Genomic DNA, 17,663 nt, shown 5'->3' with positions numbered 1-17,663 from the left:
GTATGCAGTCCGGTTGCCGGTTCCGCCAGGGAACTGGTGACCGTTTCGAATCCAAGTTGCTCTAGGCTGGCAATGCGCTAGTCTCGCTTTCTGGGCCTGCCGCCCGGCAGGCGGCCAGAGTGGGCTGGTGTGAGAATGAATTCGGGCGTTGATCTGCTGCGGATCGAGGATGTTGGCATCTCTTTTGCCATCATCGGGGGACCGTTGCATGCCGTCAGGCGTGCAAATCTTCGCGTCCTGCCCGGCAAGGTTACTGCGCTTGTGGGCGAGTCCGGTTCCGGAAAATCGGTTATCAGCCAGGCAGTGATGGGCATTTTGCCGAAGACAGCCCACGTTCGCGGCCGTATCCTGTTTTCCGATCCTGAAAAGCCCGGCACGACGCAGGATATCCTGCAGATGCCGCGTGACGGACCCCAAATCCGGGCGTTGAGAGGCAGCCGCATCGGCAAGATCTTTCAGGAGCCGATGACATCGCTGTCGCCGCTGCACACGATCGGCAACCAGGTCAGTGAATCCCTGCAGATTCATACGCCCATGGCTCGGGCGGAGCGCAAGGCGCGGACCGAGGAAATGCTCGGCCTTGTCGGCTTTCCCAATCCCAAGCGCGCCTATGACATGTATCCCTTTGAACTTTCGGGAGGATTGCGTCAACGCGCCATGATCGCCATGGCGCTTATCTGCCGGCCCGCCCTGTTGATCGCCGACGAGCCGACGACGGCGTTGGACGTCACCATCCAGGCGCAAATCCTGCAATTGCTGCGCGAGCTTCAGACCAAGCTGAACATGGCGATGCTGCTGATCACGCACGACCTCGGCGTGGTCGCCAATGTCGCCGACGAGGTGGTGGTCATCTACCATGGCGAGATCATGGAAGCGGGACCCGTCGAGGCGATATTCCGCCGGCCAGGTCACCCCTACCTGAAGGGCCTGATGGCAGCCGTTCCGCATTTCGACCTGAAGCCTGGCGAAAGGCTAAAGGCGCTCCGCGAGGTGCCGGTGAATGTCGGGAACCTGCTCGGCAAGCAGACGGCGCCGGCATCGAAGGGGCCGGACGACATCCTGCTGTCGGTCAGAGATCTGAAAAAAACCTTCACCATCCGCAAGTCCGGATGGTTCGGCGGGGATCATCAAACCTCTGTTCGCGCCGTCGACGGCGTCAGCTTCGATATCAGGCGGGGTGAGTGCCTGGGTCTGGTCGGCGAAAGCGGCTGCGGTAAAACCACCGTCAGCAAGATCCTCATGCGGGCTGTCACCCCTAGCGGCGGCTCTGTGATCTTCAACGGCCGCGATGGACCGATCGACGTCTTGGAAGCCGAGGGAGGCGCCCTTCGCATGCTGCGCGCGAAAATCCAGATGGTCTTCCAGGATCCGGTTTCGTCGCTCTCACCTCGCATGACGGTGGAGAACATCTTGAGCGAGCCGCTGGAAATCCATCAACGTGGCAATGCCGCGTCCCGACTCGCCACGGTCAAGAGCCTGATGCAGGCAATCGGGCTCGATCCGCGCTTCATCAAGCGTTATCCGCACAGTTTCTCCGGCGGGCAGCGTCAGCGTATCGGCATCGCGCGCGCGTTGGCGCTGGGGCCTGAACTCCTGATCTGCGACGAGCCGGTTTCGGCGCTCGATGTCTCTGTCCAGGCGCAGATCCTGAACCTTCTGAAGGACCTGCAGAAGGAACTGGGCCTAACCTATCTGTTCATATCCCACAACCTGGCGGTGGTGGACTACATGGCAGACCGCATCGCGGTGATGTGCGGCGGGCGTATCGTCGAGCTTGCGCCGCGCGAAATTCTGCTTAGGAAACCGATCCACCCCTACACGCGCTCACTCGTCGCCGCAGTACCTTTCCCCGATCTCGACAGGCCGATGGATTTCAAGACGCTGAAGCTCAGCGGCGCTTCCGACACCAGCGCATGGGGACCGCAATTCCGCGACGAGGGCGACGAGGATATGCTGTCGCCGCTCGATCTTGGCGGCGGCCACCTCGTGCTGGCCCGACGTTCGGCCGATGTCAGCGAGCTACGCCATTGATCAGCCGGCGCACCGTCCTTGGCCTCATGGCTTCGGCATTTCTGCCGGGCACGTTGCGCGCCGGCGATCTGGAGCCGGAATTTCTTCAGCCGCAGCTGAAGGCCAGGGCTCTGCCGGCACTCGCCGAACGCCTGCCCAAGAGCCCGCGCGTGTTGAATCTCGCTGCGATGGGCCGGCAGCCCGGCCAGTATGGCGGCACGCTGCGTACGATCATCGGCAGCCAGAAAGATATCCGGATGATGACGATCTACGGGTATTCTCGCCTGGTCGGCTATAGCGAAAAGCTTAACATGCAACCCGACATTCTCGAAAGTTTCGACGTAGCGGATGATCGCGTCTTCACGTTCAAGATACGGGAAGGGCATAAATGGTCTGACGGCAGCCTGCTGACTCCGGAGGATTTTCGCTACTGCTGGGAAGATGTCTGGCTGAACGATGAGCTTTCGCAAGGCGGGCTCGCCCCGGCCCTGCTGGCGGACGACAGGCCGCCACGCTTCGAGATCGTCGATCCGTTGACGGTCCGCTATAGCTGGGATGCGCCCAATCCCGACTTCCTGCCCAAACTCGCTGCTGCTTCGCCGCTATCGCTTGTTCTGCCGGCCGCCTATCTCAAGCAGTTCCACAAGAAATACCAGGATCCATTCCGGCTCTCCGGCCTAATGAAGGAGAACCGGGTCAAGAAATGGACGCTCCTGCATATCCGCATGTCGCGGCAGTATCGCCCGGAGAACCCGTTTCTGCCGACGCTCGATCCCTGGCAGAACCGGACCAAGCCGCCGGCTGAGCAGTTCGTCTTCGAACGCAACCCGTTCTTTCATCGAATAGACGAGAATGGCCGGCAACTGCCCTATGTTGACCGGATTGTCATGAATGTCAGCTCGTCGGCGATCATTCCCGCCAAGACCGGTGCGGGCGAGAGCGACCTGCAATGCATGGGAATTGACTTCAGCGACTACTCCTTCCTGAAGGATGCGGAGAAGCGCTACCCGGTGAAGATGCATCTCTGGAAACGCACACAGGGTTCGCGGCTGGCGCTGCTGCCCAATCTGAACTGTGCCGACCAGGTGTGGCGTGGCCTTTTGCGTGACGTGCGCGTGCGCCGCGCACTTTCGCTCGCTGTGGACAGGCGCGAGATCAATATGGCCGTGTTCTACGGATTGGCGCAGGAAAGTGCCGATACGGTCCTGCCGGAGAGCCCGCTCTACCGGCCGGAATTCGCGAAAGCCTGGGTCGCCCATGATCCCGACCAGGCCAATGCCCTGCTCGACGAGGTCGGGCTTCAGACGCGTGACGATGACGGCCTGCGGATACTTCCCGATGGACGCCCGGCGCAGATCATCGTGGAAACGGCCGGCGAAAGCACGCTGGAAACCGACGCGCTCGAACTCATCACCGATCACTGGCGCAAGATCGGCATCGCCCTGTTCATCCGGACTTCGCAGCGCGATATCTTCCGCAGCCGCGCGCTTGGCGGCCAGATCATGATGTCGATGTGGTCGGGCATCGACAATGGCGTGCCGACCGCCGACATGAACCCGAGCCAGCTGGCCCCCACCATCGACGACCAGCTGCAATGGCCGCTCTGGGGTGCTCACTACTTGTCTCATGGCAAGATGGGTGAGGCGCCCGATCTTCCGCCTGTGGTCGAGTTGATGGCGTTACTCAAGCGCTGGAACGCATCGACCGAAGCCACGGAGCGCGCCGAAATCTGGAATTCGATGCTGTCGATCTACACCGATCAGGTGTTTTCGATCGGCACGGTGAACGGAACGCATCAGCCGGTTCTGGCGTCCTCGCGGCTGCGCAATCTGCCTGACAAGGCGCTCTACGGCTACGACCCGACTGCCTATTTCGGTGTCTACATGCCGGATACATTCTGGCTTGGAGACTCCTGAGCGTGCTTCGATATATTGTCTGGCGCATCACCGTGATGGTTCCAACGCTGCTGGTCATATCGGCGCTGGTGTTCACCATCATCGAACTTCCCCCAGGCGACTATTTCGACAGCTATGTTGCCGAGCTTCGGGCTCAGGGCGAAGGCGTGGATTCCGATCGCATCGAGATGATGCGCAAGGAATATGGTTTCGACAAGCCGCCGATCATTCGCTACTTCTACTGGGTCGGCGGGATGCTGCATGGCGATTTCGGTTATTCCTTCGAATATGAGTTGCCGGTTCGCGACGTCGTCGGGGATCGAATGTGGCTGACCGTGCTGGTTTCCTTCGTCACGATCATCTTCACCTGGCTCATCGCCTTTCCGATCGGCATGTACTCCGCAACGCGTCAATATAGCTGGGGCGACTACGGGCTGACTTTCCTCGGCCTTCTCGGCCTTGCCATTCCGAACTTCATGCTGGCGCTGATCCTGATGTATTTCGCCAACATCTGGTTCGGCACGTCCATCGGCCATCTCATGGACCAGCAATATCTCGGCGAGCCGATGAGTTGGGCCAAGGCGAAGTCCATCCTCGCCCATCTCTGGATCCCGGTCTTGATCATCGGCACCGGGGGCACGGCAAGCATGATCCGGCGGCTGCGCGCCAATCTGCTCGATGAGCTACACAAGCAGTATGTCGTGACCGCGCGCGCCAAGGGCCTTCATCCCTTCAGGGCGCTGGTCAAATATCCGCTGCGCATGGCGCTCAATTTCTTCATTTCCGACATCGGCTCTATCCTGCCGGCCATCATCTCCGGCGCCGAAATCACGGCGATCGTGCTATCTTTGGAAACGACCGGGCCGATGCTGATCAAGGCGCTGCAAAGCCAGGACATGTATCTGGCAGGGTCGTTCCTGATGTTTCTCGCCTTCCTGACGGTCATTGGTGTCCTGATTTCCGACCTGGCGCTGGCGCTGCTTGATCCACGAATTCGTTTGCAGGGCGGTAGCACCAAATGAACAAGCATTCGCCGCTGCCCGCCCCGGGTGCTCCGCTGCAACACTACGTTTCCATCGCGCCCATTGACCTGCAGTCGGTCGAGACGATGACGCCGGAGCAGTCGAAGGTCTTTCAGGCGTCGCAGTTGCGGCTGATGTGGTGGAAATTCCGGATGCACCGGCTTGCCGTTGTATCCGGCATATTCCTGGCAGCGCTTTATTTCGGGATACTGATCTGCGAGTTCCTGGCGCCCTACAATCTGCACACGCGCAACATGGACTACATCTATTCGCCGCCGCAGCGGGTGCATCTGTTCCACAACGGCCAGCTCGTCGGGCCGTTCGTCTATGGCCGCCAGATGACGCTGGATATGGACACGCTCAAGCGGAACTACATCGAGAAACAGGATGATGTTCAGCGGCTCCGTTTCTTCTGCAAGGGCGACAGTTACCGGTTCTGGGGCCTGATCGAAGGTGACAGGCATTTTGTCTGCCCTGCCGAGAACGGCCAGCTCTTTCTGGCCGGCACTGACAGGCTGGGGCGCGATGTGCTCTCGCGTATCATCTATGGCGCACGCATTTCACTGACAATCGGCCTCGTCGGCATCAGTTTCAGCTTCCTGCTCGGTATCGTCATCGGCGGACTGGCCGGTTATCACGGCGGCATCTTCGACCTGATCGTTCAACGGATAATCGAAGTTCTGCAATCGATCCCCAGCATTCCGCTATGGCTGGCTCTGGCGGCGATCATGCCGATAACCTGGAGTCCGATCCTGATCTATTTCGGCATCACCGTCATCCTCGGGCTACTCGACTGGACCGGACTGGCGCGGGCCGTGCGTTCGAAGCTTCTGGCCTTGCGCGAGGAGGATTACGTTCTGGCCGCGCAATTGATGGGCGCCAGGAGCAGCCGCATCATCGGGCGGCACCTCATTCCCGGCTTCATGTCGCATCTGATCGCGACGGCGACGATCTCCATACCCGGCATGATCCTGGGCGAGACGGCTCTGAGCTTCCTCGGGCTCGGCCTGAGGGCGCCGATAACCAGCTGGGGCATCCTGCTTACCGAGGCGCGCAGCGTCAGCGTGATCGCGTTCTATCCATGGCTGCTTTTGCCGATGCTCCCCGTCATTCTCGTCATCATGGCGTTCAACTTCCTCGGCGACGGCTTGCGGGACGCCGCAGATCCCTACAAGTGAGATCGCAATTCCGCCGCGCGCCGGGCCGCCGACTCCACCCAGTATGATCCTTGTCGGCAGCCTGTTCGGTTATTGCAGAGTTCATCGTTCGCCTCTATATGTGCCGAGACGCGATCGGGGTTAAACACGTCGCCCTCGGGTTTCACCCGTGAACCGTTCTGGTCGCGGGCATTGCCGATCTCTTGAGCTGGGTTCAGGACACACAAACGCATATGACTCGCCTCGAGAATTTCATCAGCAGGATGACTGCACAGCGCGACATTCTCGATCAAGTTTGCCCCGAGGTGGCGAAGATGGAAGGGCTGGTGCTCGAGCTCGGCCTCGGCAATGGTCGGACGTTCCACCATCTGCGCGAGCGTCTGCCCGGACGCCGGATCGTGGTGTTCGACCGCGAACTTGGCGCACACGCCAGCTCAATTCCAGAAGCTGAAAACCTCGTGCTCGGCGAAATACGCGAGACGGCGACCAGGTTCATTGGCGTCGACGCGGCTCTTGTTCATGCCGACATCGGCACCGGCTATGACGATCGCGATGCAGTGACCTCTACCTGGCTTCCCGATCTGATCGCGCGCCTGCTTCGCGTCGGTGGCATCGCGGTCAGCGGCACGCCGCTCGATCACCCGCTGTTGCAACCCCTCCCGCCACCGCCTTCGGTGCCCCCCGATCGTTATTTTGTCTGCAGGCGCGTGTGAGGGGCCGAGACGACCCAAATCTTCAGGGGCCAAATCTTCAGGGGCCAAGTCTTCAGGGGATCGTATAGACTGCTATCTCCCGCTCAATGCCGCGCAGCGAGACCTCGTGGGGCACGGGCGTCAGCGCGTTCCTGTGCAACAGATCGGCGGTGAGATTGTCGTCGACCACCGCACGAGTGGCGAAGATCGCCTGTGCGTTGGCAAGATTCTGGACCCGCGAAGCAATGTTGACCGTCTGGCCGAAATAGTCCTGTCGCTCGTTCATGGACACGGCAATGCAGGGGCCGGCATGGACTCCGATCTTGAGCAGCAGATCCTCGCGCCCGCTCTTGTCGTTGAGCTCACGCATGGCATCGCGCATCCTGAGGGCCGCAGCAATCGCACGATCAGGCGTCGCGAAGGTCGCCATTACCGCATCACCGATCGTCTTCACCACCGCGCCTGCCTCCGCCGCGACGATCTCGTGCAGAACCTGGAAATGCTCGCGCACGAGATCGAAGGCTGAAAGATCGCCCACTCGCTCGTAAAGCTCGGTCGATCCGCGCAGGTCGGTGAACAGGAAGGTCAGGCTGGTGATCTTCAGGCGCTGGTTGATGTCGAGCGTATCCGTGCGATAGAGATCGCGGAACGTCTGGTTGGTGAGCAGGCGCTTGGCAGTCAGGAAGGGCCGGCGTTTGCCCAGGAAATCATGCAATACCTGGCCGGCGATGAAGACCGTCGGCAGCACGCGGGCGTCGGTCCTGTTTTCCAGCGAAATGCGCAACGGGCCGGGTTGCATCTCCAGCGTCTGGCTCTGGACATGGTCGCGGTCGAAGACCAAAGAGAGGCTTCGGCGCTCTTTTGTTGGTTCGCCCTTCCCGTCGATGAACTGCGCTGAATGGGTGACCGGCTCGAAGACGATGATGAATTCGGACGGAAGCTGTATGGGCAGAACCGCCTTTTCACCAGCCGCAAGCTCGATATCCTCCAGCGAGAACGCTTCCATCTTTTTCGCCAAATCCCCTTCCGGCAGATCGACGCCGGACGCCCAGTAGATCTGCCGGAAATATTCCACCACCGGCAGTTCGTGTGGATTGTGGGCGGCAATCCTGCGCACGCGGGGACTGACGGTGAATGTCACCTCGACCATCTCGTCGAGGGTCGGCGAATAGCCCTCAGAACATAGCGCGCAGGTGTATTCGTCCTTCTGCAGGGTTTTCAGCGTGGCGTTGGTGTCGAGCACGCCGCCACAGCCGGGGCACAGAACATTCCAGGAAATGTCGAAGATCCCCACCCGCGCCGCATGGAGAAAGGCGCTTATGGCGCGTTCCTCGTCGAGGCCATGCTTGCTGGCGAAGGCTGGCGCATTGATGCGGCAAAGTTCGCGGTCCTTGCCCTCCGCGATGGTTCGCCTGATCGCGTCGATTGCCTGTGGATCGACATCGGTCGATTGCCGCAGAAGCAAGAACAGATCCTGAGCTTCGTTCATCGTGCAGGCTCCGGAAAATGCGTCCCCGAGACATGTTGACCGGACCGGTCTTCGGTCCGGGCGCTCCATCCTACTTCGAAACGGACCTTACGGCCATTCGAATGGATACGCCTGGGGACGGTTCAATTTCCATTCGGCGGATTTTCACCGGCCGCAAGCGGCACTATGATGGTCCATGGGGCATTCATCTTTGGGGCTTTCTCCCATGCCGACACCCAACAACCCGCCATTTCCCGCGGCCCTGCGCCTTTTCTCGGTTGTGGTCATCTTCGTCCTGATCGTAGGCGCCAGCCTGTTTTTCGCGCCTGTGCTGGTCAAGCCGCGCTGGCCTTGGGCCGTCACGCCGTTCAATGCCCGCTTCCTCGGCGGCTTCTACACCGCCGAAATGGTCGTGATGGCAGCGCTGCTGGTCTGGAATCGCTGGTCGCCCGGCAGGCTCGTGCTCGTCATGGCCTTCATCTTCACCGTCATCGTGTCGGTGGCTTCGTTCATCAATCTCGGCTATTTCAACTTCGAGCGCAAAGCGCCCTGGCTCTGGTTTTTGGTCTATCTTGCTTCGGTCGCCGTATCCGGGCTGTTCCTGTGGCGGGCAAGGGCCCGTCCTTCTGCAAAAGGCGTGACCTTAAACCCCGCATGGCGCGGCTACATGCGGGCGGAATCGGCGATACTTGGGCTCTACGGCGTCGGTCTGTTGCTGTTTCCCCTGACATTCGGAAGCATCTGGCCATGGCCGATCGATGCCTTCCACGCTCAGGTCTACAGCGCCATCTTCCTCGCCGGTTCGGGCGGCATATATCTCGTCTGGAGAAGCGCGCCGCGCGAGGAACTGCTGGTGCTCGGCTTGGCGCAGTTTCTGGTTGGCCTACTTGCCATCCTTGGCCTCGTCATCACCGACGCTGCGGTGCACCGGATCGATTGGACGGCGACCGGGACATGGTGCTGGCTCGCCCTTTTCGGCTGGATCGGCATCAGCGGCGTCTTCAAACTCTACGCCGCCTCCCGGTATTTTAGCTCGCAATCGGCTTAGGTTGCAGAGACGGCTGGATTTTCAGGTGACGTCCGGTGCATCGTGCCGGGCCGATTGCCTTCGCCGGGAGCGCCATGACCAGCACGACTTCGCCATCCTCCGAGAAAATCCAGCCACAGCTCCGGTCTGTCCGGCCAAGCGATGCGGAGGCGCTTTGCGCTATCTTCAACATGCCGGGCTTCCGCAGGGGCACGCTCAGGATGCCCTTCGAGATTGTGGAGCAGGTGGAGCGGCGCATCGCCAAGTCCGGCCAGGAAACCACCTGGATCGTTGCCGAGTTGGACGGCAAGGTCGTCGGCCATGGCAACCTGGTCGTGCAGGGTTCGCCGCGCCGTTCGCATATCGGCGAGATCAATATCGGCCTTGACGATGCCTTTGTCGGCAAGGGTATCGGCTCTGCCATACTTGGCGCGCTGCTTGACGTGGCCGACAACTGGCGTGCCCTGAAGCGGGTCGAATTGACCGTCTATGCCGACAATGAATCGGCCGTCCGTCTCTACACAAGCCACGGCTTCGAGGTCGAAGGCCGGCATGTGAAGGCCGGTTTTACCGACGGGCAGTACCACGACCTCCTGAGCATGGCCCGGCTGCGGTTCTGAGATCCGCTGTTTGGCCTTAACTGTTAGCCAATCCAACAATTCGTGCCGTATCGGCGAACAGGTGATTGCTCATGGAGAACTCCGTTGGATACGGTCAATTTCGTCCCACACCATTTTGATCGCGTTGACAATCTATGTGTGGGCCGGCCGCATCCTGCGAGTCTGGTCTCCCTTGGCGTTTGCACCGCAAGCGGCTAGACGGGACCAATGACCGCCGTCGTTGATCCAACCCCTACGCCTCCGGTGGAAATTCTGGCTGTGCTGTCGCTGCTCTGCCCGGAAGTCGTGCGTGACATCGAGCAGAATTGGAATGCACCGGTTTCCGATTACGCCCGCCATCTGTGGCGGCCGGTGGCAAGGCCCGCATCGGGCCCGGCGATCGCTGCCCGCTCGATCCTGCGCGAAGTCCTGGGCCAGCGCCTTGGTGTGATCATGCAGCCTGAAGAGATCGGCAAGGCCCTCGAAGAATTCGAGCACAGACCGGTGATTCAGTCCGGCCTGCACTGCCTGCTTCTGATGGACCGGATAACCTTCGATGCCCTCCTGCTTGCCTGGCTCGGCGCGGTCGAAAACGGGCTGTCGACCTTCTTCAGCTTCATGGGAACGACGATGACCATGGAGACAATAGGCCGGGAGGGGCCGGGATGGCTCGATGTCGGCGACGACAAGGTCAACCTGTTTGGCATGGGGCGCCACAAACTGTGCCGCAAAAGCGCCTGCGTGGCAGGTCCCGTCACCCTCAACAAGCGCGCGCTCGAAGCGGTGGGCGACGAAACGGATGCCAGCCGCTGGCTGGGCACACTGCTTGCCAGCCGGGACAAGGTGTTTGGAACCGCCGCCGATGCGCTGACAGCCCTCAACGAGGATCTGGTCGCCGATTGGGATCGTTCCGGCATGGCCATGCCGGTTTTCATCGATGATCGGCTCGCCGCGGCTGCCATGGCGCGGCATCTAGAATGTGACGGCAGCCTTCTTTCCAGGCTGCTCATTGAGCCCGCAAGGCGCCAGCGTCTCGAACGTGCCTTGCAAGAGGCCGCATCGAGCCCATTTGGCAGATTCCTGCCCAATGCCACGGCCTATTTCTGGGGCATCCGCGAGGAGCGCGTGCGCAAGCTCGTCCTCGAGAACGGGCACCTGATCGAGCCCGACAGGCCGCATGGTCTTTCCATCCCGTTCGAGCGGCCGCATCTCAAGCAGGCGCTGCTGGACGGCCTGCTGCTGCCGAACTTGTTCCTGATGTTTCTCGTCCTTGCTATATTGCCGCGCGTGCGGGTTGTGGGCGGCCTGAGACAGATTGGTTATGTCGCGCTTTTCCACTCGATCCTGCTGGCTGCGCTAGATGAAAACGCGCCGGAAGAGCGCGATCTGGCTGCGGAGCTGCAGGTTCGGGAAAATGCCTGGGGCATGCGGGTCATCGATGAAAAGATCTCGGTCCGCGAGCAGCTTGCCGGCCTGCCGGAAGGGGCGCTCTTCCCGGACCTGCTCCGGCAATACCGTTTGCGGACATTTGCCGAGACGACCGACGACCTGAAACTGGTTCGCGAAAACGCCCGATGGCGCAAGATCGGCCAGGCAGAGATCAAGGCGACCTGAGCCTCGCTTCAGGCCTTGTTTCAGGTTGATTTTCTAGTGCGCAACCGCAAGCGACGGCGATCTATCGGTGAGCCTCAGGCGTCTGATCCGGCCGCTTCCTTGACGCTGATACCTTTCGGGATTTCGACGACGGCTTCCGCCTCGACGATCATATGGCTTGCCTGCGAGCTGTCTGCAGTTCAAGGCCTGACCTGACATGGCCTCACCTGTCATTGCACGACACCGGCCTTGCGAGCCCGTCCACCACGAGTTCGAAATCGGCAATGACTGCTCTATCACGCTTTCGGACGTTCGACACTGTCACGTCGAGCGCCCGCTCTGGGTCAAACTTTGCCGTTTAAGGCGGCGCCCGGAACGGGCAACTTGTGCCATATCCGGACCTTGCCAGTGATGCCGTGAATGTTAAGTTTCGACTCCGATGCGGACGTTCCGCCCGAGTTCGAGACTGACCGCGACCGTTCTGCGGCCTTCGCATCGATAGCGCCAATGAGCGGCGTCCCACATCCCACCCCTTGCGTCCATTGGGAGGGGTCGTTGTGGACCAAGCCCTGCTACCCGGGCTTGTGACAAAGCCGATCCAGCGCATCTCGAAGTGCAGTGGCGGCATCGCCACGCTCGTCAGGGGACATCAGCTCCGGTTCAAGTTCCAGCCTGAAGTGCGGCAGCTCGGTTCGAACGGCACGACGAGCGGCCGCCAGATTGGCCTTCAGATCGATGACGCGGTAGGTGGCGACGGGATAGGCGATCCCCTTGACCTGGACGTGCCCCAGCTCCTCACAGTCGATTGAGTCCTTCACTTGCGCAAACGTCTCGTAGGAAATGAGGATGGCCCCCGGCGGCGCCTCCTGCTCCAGGCGCGAGGCGAGATTCACGGCGCCGCCGATTATCGTGTAGTCCATTCGGTCCTCGCTGCCGAAGTTACCGACGGTGCAATAGTCGGTATGGATGCCGATGCGACAGCGCAGCGGTGTTTCGATCCCCATGTCCCGCCAGACTTCGGCAAGCTCGCTAATCCGCTTTTGCATTGCAAGTGCCATCTGCGCGCAAGCCAGCGCGTCCTCCTTGACGCCACGAGTCTCGGGATCGCCGAAAAACATCAGGATCGCGTCGCCGACATATTTGTCGATCGTCGCGCCGTGATCCGAAGCAATTTTCGACATTTCCGTCAGATAGTGATTGAGGAGTTGGGTGAGATCCTCGGATTCCATTTTGTCAGTGGTCTCGGTAAAGCCCGCGATATCGGAGAAGCATATTGTCAGTTTCTTCCGCTGGCTGGCGATCCTGACCTCCTGGCGGCCGGTGAATATCGAGCGATACACTTGGGGCGCCAGATACTTGGCCAGCTTGCTGGAAAGCGCCTCCAGAACCACGGATTTCTCGGCGAGGTTCTCCTCCCTTTGCTTCAGCTCAGTGATGTCCGAATAGACGGCGACGGTGCCGCCGGCGCTGATCCGCCGCTCGCTGATCATGACCCATCGCCCGTCCCCTCGCCGCTGCACCCAAGGTTCGCCAGGGTTGCGGTGCCGCGAGAGGCGCTCGGCGACCCACTCCTCGACCCGCCCCTCGGCGTCCCTGATGTAGCCGCGCTCAGCGGATCGGCGAATGATTTGCTCGAATGTCGTGCCGGGCGTCAGTTCGGTCTCCAGACCGGTGTAGAGCAATTCGCGGTAGCGGCTGTTGCTGAGGACGAGGCGGTCCTCCCCGTCGTACAGAGCGAATCCTTCGGAGATGCTTTCGATGGCATCGATGAGCCGCTGACGAGCTTCCGCAACGTCGCGCAGGTTCTTTTCCTCGACCTCGACAGCAGTATCCCGGAAGAGTCTCAGCGCTTCGGCCATGCGCCCGATTTCGTCGCTGCCCGCGGCTGGCAGCGGCGCATGCAGATTGCCACCCGCGATTGCAAGCATACCCTGGCTCACTGCTCCCAGACGGGCGAGAAGGCTACGATCGACGTAGAGCCAGACAACCAGAACCGAACTCAAGAGGCTGAAGAAGGCAGAGCCAAGGACAACTCCGGTACCATAGCGCTGGACGACCGCAGCTTCGCGACCGGACGCAGCGATCTCCTGGTCTGCCGTGGCGACCAGGCGATCGACGGCAGCGGTAAGATTGCGCGACAGCCGATTGTTTTCGGCCAGAAGCTTTTCGCCCTGCGCCAGGACGGCAAATTCGTCCTCCCGTGCCTTGAGGATGCTTTTCTCGCCGTCGGTTAGGGCTTTGAACTCCTCCACCCGCAGTTGGAAGCGGGTCCGCAGCTTCTCGTCGATCTGGGTGGAAGCCGTTTCAAGAGCGGCGAGCGAGCGGCGCAGCGGAAACAGGATCAACGCCAGGTCGCCCGGCGTTGGCGCATTCGCGGCCTTGACCAGCGCGTCGTTGACCGCCGAAATCTCCTGCTGCGCCTTCTGCTGTGGAATGTAGGCCGCAATCGCCTGGACCAGGTCCGCCATCGCCGCTGCGCGTCGATCCGGCGAAAGCGACGTGTCGGCCGCGACCGCCCGCCATTGCGGGAGCCTGGAATCCATCACCAGAATGCCGGTAGCCACGAGGCGCTGGCTTCCAGTCGTCGTCGCGGAGAGACGGTTCAGGAGCTCCTCCTTGCGGGCGACCACGTCCAGCCGGGCGGCAACAAGAGAGTCGAGCTCCTTCAGGTTGCGCCTCAGAACAATCGCGGCTTCCTCGATTTCGGCCAAAGGCACTGTGCCGAGCGTAGCGTCCCTGAGGTCCGTGCGCAGAACCTCGAGACGGGACATCTCGACAGCGACAGCAGCAGAGACGGCGCTGTGCTCAGCCTTGCTTGTCGCTGCCAGCACCGAAGGCGCGGCAGCGGCTACCCGCTCGGCCTGGCGGGACAGCTGGAGGGAGGCGAGCGCCGGCGGCACCCTATCCCTGGTGATGCGGTCTACGACCTCGCCAACCTGAAGGAAGGCATAGAGGGCCGCGGCGGTTGCCAACACCGCAAGGGCGCTGATCCCGAAGAAAGCGAGCAGCAAGCGGCCGCGTATGCCGAGGCGTTCAAGCATCGCGGCGAGTCTGAAGGATCCCGCCACACTGGTCTGCATCAGATCTCAAGCGGCACGCCGCTTGTCGACGGGTCCCTATTCAACCGGCACATACTCTCCACCTTTCCAGACGTACCAAACCCAGCTTTGCTTCGTCAGATCGCCCTTGTCGTCGAAATCGACCAGGCCCAGGACTGTGGGGAACTCATATCCGTGCAGTGCCGCGATGACCCCAGTCGGCTCCAGCGAACCCGCCTTCGCGACCGCCTGCGCCCAGATCTGGACGGCGGCGTAGCTGTGCAGCGTGTAACCGGCGGGCTCGAAGTTCTCGGCGCGGAACTTCTCCACAACCGCGGCCGCTTCAGGGTTTGGCCGCGGATCCGCCGGGAAGGTGAAAAGGGTCCCCTCGGCCGCAGGGCCGGCGATCAGGGTAAATTCCTCGGTCGCCAGGGCATCGCCCGAGACGATCTGAGCCGTGTAGCCGCGGTCGCGTGCACCGCGAACAATCAGCGCAACCTCGGTATGATAGCCGCCGACATACACCACGGCGATGCCCGCGGCCTGCAACGCAGCGATCTCCGAGGAATAGTCATTCTTGCCGGGGGTGTAGGCGTCGTAGACAGCTTCGGTCACGCCCCGCTTGTTCAACTGCTTTCTTGTCTCGTCGGCCAAACCCTTCCCGTAGGTCGAACTGTCGTGGAGGATCGCGATCTTCCTGTTGCCCCACTGGTCGGCCAGGTAATTGCCGGCCACGAGGCCCTGCGCATCGTCACGGCCAGTGACGCGAAAAACGTTGGTGCGGCCCTGTTCTGTCAGCAGCGGATTGGTCGATCCTGGCGAAATCTGCAGAACCTGCGCCGCCTCGTACACCTTGGATGCGGGAATCGAGGATCCCGAGCAGTAGTGCCCGACGACGAACACGACTCCGTCGGCCACCAACTTCTGGGCGGCTGCCACCGCCTGCTCGGGATCGCAGAAATCGTCGACCGAGATGAACTCCACCTGCTGGCCGAGCACGCCTCCCGCCGCATTGATGTCGGCCACGGCCATCTCCGTGCCGCGTTGCATCTGCTCGCCGACCCAGGCGAGTGGCCCCGTGTTCGGACCTGCGCCGCCGATCAGCACGTCCGCATGCGCGGAACAGCTCAACGCGGCCGCTACGATGGCTATGGTGATGATGCGGTGCATGGATGCACCCCCAAGACCGTAGTTTACGCCAATCCCGCCAGCGGGGACAGCCCTTTCCGCGAGCGCGGATATCCTGGCTGTGCTGCGGCGCACACCCAATTTGGCGAAGCAATCATACACTGGAATGGCGTGTTATAACTTCGTTCGCTGAGGTCGGAACCGCGCGCCAAATCCGGACGTTAGCAATGACCGGAGTGAGCGTCGTGATTGGGTCAAACTTCATCGAACGCCTTCTGCGAACGACCGTCCGCAAAGGGGTCGGTTCTCATTCGCCTCGTCGATTGGAACGAGCAAGTTGCGCTACGAGCCGACATTCGTGTTTCCGCCAGGCGAACGATCACCATTCGATTGCCTGAGCCGATTGGTGCTACACTGGCGAGCCGGCCAACGCCGCAGACCTCTGTTCAAGAATATGACCAAAGTAACCGCTCTACCTGACCAGATCGATTTTAACGTGGCCGCCGATGAGACCTTGCTCGAGGCGGCTCTCAGATCGGGCGTGCCGTTCGCCCATGCCTGCGGCGGCCGGGCGAAATGCTCGACCTGCCGCGTCTGGGTGCTCGATGGCCTGGAGGCCTGCCCGGACCGGAATTCCGCTGAGACTTCGATGGCGGACCGGTTGAGATTGGCGGATGAAGTTAGGCTGGCCTGTCAGCTCAGGCCGGAAGGCGAGCTTCGCGTCCGACGCCTGGTGCTGGACGAAACCGATATGATGATCACCAGCCAGCTTGGCGGTTCCGCCGCGACGCGTTGTGGCGAAGCAAAGCATGTTGCGGTCTTCTTCAGTGACATTGTCGATTTCACGGCGCTGTCTGAGCGGCTTTCGCCCTACGACGTGATGTATCTGCTCAATCGCTACTTCGCCCAGGTCGGCGACATCATCGAGCAGAATGGCGGTTTCATCGACAAACTCATCGGCGATGGGCTCATGGCAATATTCGGCATCGACGACCAGCCCGACGCTCCGCTCCGCGCCGTGAACGCCGCGCTCCAGACCCTCGCCACAGTCGATCGTCTGAAGCCGTTCTTCAGCTCGATGTATGGCATCGATTTCGATATTCGTATCGGCCTCAACTATGGCGAAGCCGTCATCGGCACATTGGGTTTCGCCGGACACGAACGTCTCACGGCAATCGGCGATGTGGTGAATCTGGCCAGCCGGGTCGAGGCGGCCAACAAAGATGCTGGTACGCGCTTGCTGATATCCGAGGCCCTCCGCGACCAGATCGCCGAAAAGGTGGAAATCGCCGACTTCGTCAGGGTGCGCCTTCGCGGTACCGGCGAGCGCACAAGCCTATTCGAAATCGTCAGGCTGAAGCCCGAAATTGACGCCGAGCTGAATGCCAGACGGCCTCGCGAAACCATCCGTCAGGGCGGCAGGAGGTGGATTCGCGCTTTTGCCGAAGACGAGCTTCAGCCCTACGAACGCCGGATTCTCGATTTTGAAGACTACGATATCGTTGTCGTTCGCGGATCCGACAACTATTGCGCCTTCAACAATGCCTGCCCGCATCTTCATCTGCCGCTCTACGAACGCCGAAGTTCCGCTCAGGCCGAAGCGCTGAAGCTCCCACACACGGAGAGCACGATCACCGCAGATCTTGGCCTGGTCTGCCGCTGGCATCAGAGTTGTTTCGACCTGCTTACCGGCGAAATCAGGGAGTGGGCGAAATTGGAGCACGATGGTACCAGCGCGGGCCTTGAATATTTGGGTGACATTTCGAAAAACCGCGCAAAGCTGATCGTATTTCCCTGCCGAAAGCAGGACGGCTTTGTGTGGATCGGGCTCGAGTGAAGCGACTTTCCGATATTTCAGTTTTCCGTCGCGATCCCATGTCGCCTTTTCTCACATTATCGGACCTTCGTGATCGTGAGACTGAACGGCAGCATCGGGTCAAACTTCACCGTACGCCTTCTGCGAACGAGCGTCCGCAACGGGGTTGAATGGTGCCGTTTGTCGGGTCCATGGGAACGAGCAAGTAGCGCCAACTG

At 61.0% G+C, this 17,663-nt stretch carries 12 protein-coding genes; 9 read left to right on the top strand and 3 right to left on the bottom strand.

What is annotated here, in order from left to right; genetic code table 11:
• Positions 1 to 135: 135 nt before the first annotated feature.
• The 5 genes from AC1RUK_RS32155 to AC1RUK_RS32135 all read left to right on the top strand — a co-directional run bounded on the left by AC1RUK_RS32155 (position 136) and on the right by AC1RUK_RS32135 (position 6,797).
• Positions 136 to 2,031, top strand: coding sequence for an ABC transporter ATP-binding protein (locus AC1RUK_RS32155; protein ID WP_481837412.1), 1,896 nt, complete (start codon positions 136 to 138; stop codon positions 2,029 to 2,031).
• On the top strand, positions 2,028 to 3,926 hold the full coding sequence (locus AC1RUK_RS32150; protein WP_481837413.1) for an ABC transporter substrate-binding protein: 1,899 nt from the start codon (positions 2,028 to 2,030) through the stop codon (positions 3,924 to 3,926). The genes AC1RUK_RS32155 and AC1RUK_RS32150 overlap by 4 nt, the downstream gene beginning before the upstream one ends.
• 2 nt (positions 3,927 to 3,928) lie before the next feature.
• Positions 3,929 to 4,927 (top strand): ABC transporter permease, encoded by a 999-nt coding sequence (locus tag AC1RUK_RS32145; RefSeq protein ID WP_436169408.1) that lies wholly within the window; start codon positions 3,929 to 3,931, stop codon positions 4,925 to 4,927.
• The gene (locus tag AC1RUK_RS32140; protein WP_436169409.1) at positions 4,924 to 6,105 is read left to right on the top strand and encodes an ABC transporter permease; all 1,182 of its coding nucleotides are present in this window, start codon (positions 4,924 to 4,926) and stop codon (positions 6,103 to 6,105) included. Before AC1RUK_RS32145 ends, AC1RUK_RS32140 begins: the two co-directional genes overlap by 4 nt.
• Positions 6,106 to 6,317: 212 nt before the next feature.
• Positions 6,318 to 6,797 carry a class I SAM-dependent methyltransferase gene (locus AC1RUK_RS32135; protein WP_436169410.1) on the top strand — a complete coding sequence of 160 codons (480 nt, stop codon included), beginning with the start codon at positions 6,318 to 6,320 and terminating at the stop codon, positions 6,795 to 6,797.
• 52 nt (positions 6,798 to 6,849) lie between these two features.
• On the opposite strand, the gene AC1RUK_RS32130 is transcribed toward AC1RUK_RS32135, so the two are convergent.
• Positions 6,850 to 8,265, bottom strand: a complete 1,416-nt coding sequence (locus AC1RUK_RS32130; RefSeq protein ID WP_481837414.1) for an adenylate/guanylate cyclase domain-containing protein — start codon at positions 8,263 to 8,265, stop codon at positions 6,850 to 6,852.
• Positions 8,266 to 8,470: 205 nt separating this feature from the next.
• Between AC1RUK_RS32130 and AC1RUK_RS32125 the strand changes: the two genes are divergently transcribed.
• The 3 genes from AC1RUK_RS32125 (at position 8,471) to AC1RUK_RS32115 (ending at position 11,484) form a co-directional block, all read left to right on the top strand.
• Positions 8,471 to 9,292, top strand: coding sequence for a hypothetical protein (locus tag AC1RUK_RS32125; protein WP_481837415.1), 822 nt, complete (start codon positions 8,471 to 8,473; stop codon positions 9,290 to 9,292).
• Positions 9,293 to 9,366: 74 nt separating this feature from the next.
• Positions 9,367 to 9,891 carry a GNAT family N-acetyltransferase gene (locus AC1RUK_RS32120; protein ID WP_481837416.1) on the top strand — a complete coding sequence of 175 codons (525 nt, stop codon included), beginning with the start codon at positions 9,367 to 9,369 and terminating at the stop codon, positions 9,889 to 9,891.
• A gap of 207 nt (positions 9,892 to 10,098) precedes the next feature.
• The gene (locus AC1RUK_RS32115; protein WP_481837417.1) at positions 10,099 to 11,484 is read left to right on the top strand and encodes a hypothetical protein; all 1,386 of its coding nucleotides are present in this window, start codon (positions 10,099 to 10,101) and stop codon (positions 11,482 to 11,484) included.
• Positions 11,485 to 12,035: 551 nt separating this feature from the next.
• Here AC1RUK_RS32115 and AC1RUK_RS32110 read toward each other — a convergent pair.
• Together AC1RUK_RS32110 and AC1RUK_RS32105 are read right to left on the bottom strand one after the other, a co-directional pair.
• Positions 12,036 to 14,504 (bottom strand): adenylate/guanylate cyclase domain-containing protein, encoded by a 2,469-nt coding sequence (locus AC1RUK_RS32110; protein WP_481837418.1) that lies wholly within the window; start codon positions 14,502 to 14,504, stop codon positions 12,036 to 12,038.
• A 75-nt stretch (positions 14,505 to 14,579) separates the two neighbouring features.
• Entirely contained in the window at positions 14,580 to 15,671 is a 1,092-nt protein-coding gene (locus tag AC1RUK_RS32105; protein WP_481837419.1) for a branched-chain amino acid ABC transporter substrate-binding protein, read from the bottom strand.
• A gap of 295 nt (positions 15,672 to 15,966) precedes the next feature.
• On the opposite strand from AC1RUK_RS32105, the gene AC1RUK_RS32100 reads away from it, so the two are divergent.
• Positions 15,967 to 17,466, top strand: a complete 1,500-nt coding sequence (locus AC1RUK_RS32100) for an adenylate/guanylate cyclase domain-containing protein (protein WP_481837420.1) — start codon at positions 15,967 to 15,969, stop codon at positions 17,464 to 17,466.
• The last annotated feature ends 197 nt before the right edge of the window (positions 17,467 to 17,663 follow it).

The organism is Mesorhizobium monacense (genome assembly GCF_056781675.1).
The sequence above is the reverse complement of the archived record's forward strand: the minus strand, read 5'-3'. Positions and strand labels throughout refer to the sequence as shown.